The sequence below is a fragment of the Candidatus Obscuribacterales bacterium genome (genome assembly GCA_036703605.1).
Taxonomy (GTDB): Bacteria; Cyanobacteriota; Cyanobacteriia; order RECH01; family RECH01; genus RECH01.
In genome coordinates this window covers 1-3,143 of record DATNRH010000657.1, presented here as the reverse complement: position 1 = coordinate 3,143, position 3,143 = coordinate 1, and the positions used below count along the sequence as shown (strand labels likewise).

General features: G+C 53.8%; 4 protein-coding genes. All 4 read right to left on the bottom strand.

Annotation, left to right across the window (positions count from 1 at the left end; genetic code table 11):
* A partial coding sequence (locus tag V6D20_13785; protein ID HEY9816850.1) for a DUF2493 domain-containing protein occupies positions 1-375 on the bottom strand: 375 nt, incomplete at its 3' end.
* A 147-nt stretch (positions 376-522) separates the two neighbouring features.
* Positions 523-1,386: an SPFH domain-containing protein gene (locus V6D20_13780; GenBank protein ID HEY9816849.1), complete on the bottom strand. Its 864-nt coding sequence runs from the start codon at positions 1,384-1,386 to the stop codon at positions 523-525.
* A 211-nt stretch (positions 1,387-1,597) separates the two neighbouring features.
* Complete coding sequence (locus V6D20_13775) at positions 1,598-2,506, bottom strand: DUF932 domain-containing protein (GenBank protein HEY9816848.1); 909 nt, start codon at positions 2,504-2,506, stop codon at positions 1,598-1,600.
* Between the two features lie 46 nt (positions 2,507-2,552).
* Complete coding sequence (locus V6D20_13770; GenBank protein HEY9816847.1) at positions 2,553-2,987, bottom strand: hypothetical protein; 435 nt, start codon at positions 2,985-2,987, stop codon at positions 2,553-2,555.
* Between the last annotated feature and the right edge of the window lie 156 nt (positions 2,988-3,143).

Here is a 3,143-nt window from a genome sequence, read left to right as displayed (position 1 = left end):
TGAGGCATCCTCAGCAATGCGGCACATCATCTCTGTACCTACACCACCCTCGAATGCCATCACTGCAGTGGGCTTGCCTTCCTTGAGCATACGTGTGTTACGCAGGTAGCCAGCACGCTTGCCATACTTCTTCCACTCAGCCTTGAACACCAGTGTCTTGATGCCCTTGCGCTCAGCCCACTCACCAGCCAGCTTGTCCGCACCCTTGGCATTGCCATGAATGAGAACATCGATGGGGTGAAGGGAATGGTAGAAGCCTAGTGCACGTGTCAGATCGTCTGTCTCTACATAAGCACGGAACACTTCGTCCTTGTCGGAAGAGTCGAGAGGCACACCATAGGTGCGCCCCCCGCATACGAGTAGCCTGTTACTCACAGTACATGTCCTTTATGTATAGGCCGTTAGGTAGCTGCTCAGCTACGTCCATCATGTGAAGTGAGGCATCGGCACAGTTCTCGTACGGAGCCTCAGTCCTGTACTCGGAGCACATGCCCCACATACAGATGATCATGACGCCTACTGTCATTTACCAACATTGATAAACGGCAGAGCACTGCCCGGTACGAGCGTCGTTGGGAGTACACCATCCCATCGCTCGGCAGTGACCAGATCAACAAGGGCAGGGTTGTTACGTAGGGCCGCACCCCGTGCCTCAATGGCATTGGCCTGCGCCTTGCCGTTAGCTTCCACAGCATAGGCATCAGCGTCAGCCTGCAGCTTCTTGGCAGTGGCCTCAGCCTCAGCCTGCTTCACCTTCTGCTGTGCTTCCTGCTCGACACGAAGCAACTCAGACTTAGCCTGCTCGATGTTAGCCTTGGCACGTGCCGCAGCTTCCACCGCTTCCTCATAGCCATCCTCGAAGTCGATGTTCTCTACCTGCACAGACTCAATGATTAGGCCACGAGCGGAAACAGACTCAGCGATAGCTGCGTTAATCTCAGCGTTAAGCTTGCCTCTCTCTTGAATGGCACGGATAGCAGAGAACAAACCAAAGACGTTCTTCGTCTGCTCGCGCACCTTCGGGTCAAGGATACGGGTTACGATACCTTCCTCACCACCGTAGTTCTCATACACACCAGCCACTACGGTTGGATCGATGCGGTAGTTCACGGACACACGGAGCGTGGCGATCTGCTGGTCAAACGAATAGGTAGGCAGTGCTTCATACACACGCACACCAGTTCGAGTGCTGACAGTCACCGTGTCTTCGATGATGGGCAGCTTGTAGTGCCAGCCAGCATCAGCAACAGAGGTGATCTTGCCGTTGGTCAGGACAACCACACGCTCACCCTGATCGACGGTATAGAAGGTGCCGCCAAGCAGGAACAGGCCGAAGATCAGAGGCACGAGAATGCCAGCGATCAGCGTAATTAAACGAGGACTCATTTGCGCTTACCTTTCTTGAATGTAACGTCATTGAGCAGGGCCACCAGCCCATACCCTAGAGCAACTGCCACCACGACAGCGCCCACGATAACCATTAGTGTCTTCATGCTTCTCTCCATTGGTAAGTGTGAGGGGCCACCTTTCGTACTCGTCGGTGACCCCTCAGGTGTGGATCATCTGGTGATCAACCCAGCGAGAGCCACTCACCTAGTTACGCTGCAATAGCGAAGTCGTCATAGCGAATGAGGTTCTTGAACTGATCACCGCTCACGATACCCTCGATCCGCTGCTCCTCACGAACCTGCTTCTGAGTCAGGTCAGTGCTCTCGTTGCGCCCCTCAACGTGAGAGGACACGTGGGTGAGGACGTTGTACAAACGATAGGCATTGTCGCCCAGCTTGTAGCTGTCCCAAATGTCCATCAGCTTAGTGAGTTCCTTCTTGTTGGGCTCGACACCCAGCTTGGTCTTACGGAACGCCACGTTGTCAGACAGGAAACCAATGGCCCGATCACGGGAGACAGGCACAGTCTGCATGTGAGACAGCAGCTTGGCCTGACCCTCAAGCATGGAAGGCCACGTTCGCACAGCGTCACCGATCTTCTCGGGTGAGGCATAGGTGGTGTGCTTCTGCACAAAGGACATGCTCTCAGCGATAGAGGCACAGCCATTGCTACACCAGAGGCGCATCAGTTCAGCAGTCACATCGTACTTGAACGACAGGTCGTGGCTGTTGATCAGCTTCATACGCATCTGCGTCGGCTCACCAACGATCCGCTCGTAGTCGTACTTCTTGAGCACAACATCGGCACGCATCGCAGCCATGCCACGGAAGGCACGGATGGTGATTTCAATTTCCGACAGGTCGAGGCCAGAGAGTTCGAGGCCCTCACGGTATGCGTCATACAGTACCGAGAAATTGGTCGGTGTATACACACCCTTGCAATCACCCATCACATCGTCAGTGTTAGGGTTAATCAACCAATACTTGCCTTCGATCACAGTACCATTGCGGCGCTGCTTCTCTTTGACAGGGGTGAAGTTCAAAGCCTCGGGCAGTTCATCGTTGAGGCCAAGGGTGTAGGAATTTCTAACTTCGGCAATCAAGTTGTCTAGGGGCATGAGTATCTCCTTCCATGCGCTGTTGTGGGTAGACAATACTGTGTAGCTACGCTGCTGTCAAGTGCTGTTGTTCACCAAAGCAATTAGGTTGGACAGCATAGATGCCTTCGTTCCCTATCCACACCCACTCGGCGTTCCACACGGGCTTGCCTGAGTAGTGCTCAGTGAATTGGGCTACACGGTAGGGGTTGTAGAAGACAGGTATCCAGTAGGCAGTGTCGTGCAGTCTTGCAGGTACACGATCCAGCACTGAGTAATTGCCTTGAACATAAGCGTGCACGTTCTTGCGCTTCTCACGCAGCACACGCTGCCTTCCTGCCTCACTCACCTTGAAGCGTGGCAGGTGCAAGATCACCTTGTCGTCATGAAAGATTACCTTGCGAGACTTGCTGTGCCTGATAGAGAGGCACTTCCTGTGTAGGTTGCGGTACACTTGTACGTTCTCGTGAATAACGGGAACACCGTATGTGAATTGGGACATGGGATACCTCCGTGAGTTCATAATCCGGTAGTCCATACTCGTATGCTCGTGGTGTACGCTTCATGCTGCTAGCCTCTCTTGTTCAGTGTTAGCAGTCACGATGGTAAAGCCAGACGTATCGCCTCTCGCCTTGCCCTTAGCCTTGAGCCCGACGAT

Coding starts and splice junctions, on each gene's coding strand:
- V6D20_13780 (HEY9816849.1), bottom strand. CDS start 1,386: ATGAGTCCTCGTTTAATTACGCTGATCGCTGGCATTCTCGTGCCTCTG.
- V6D20_13775 (HEY9816848.1), bottom strand. CDS start 2,506: ATGCCCCTAGACAACTTGATTGCCGAAGTTAGAAATTCCTACACCCTT.
- V6D20_13770 (HEY9816847.1), bottom strand. CDS start 2,987: ATGTCCCAATTCACATACGGTGTTCCCGTTATTCACGAGAACGTACAA.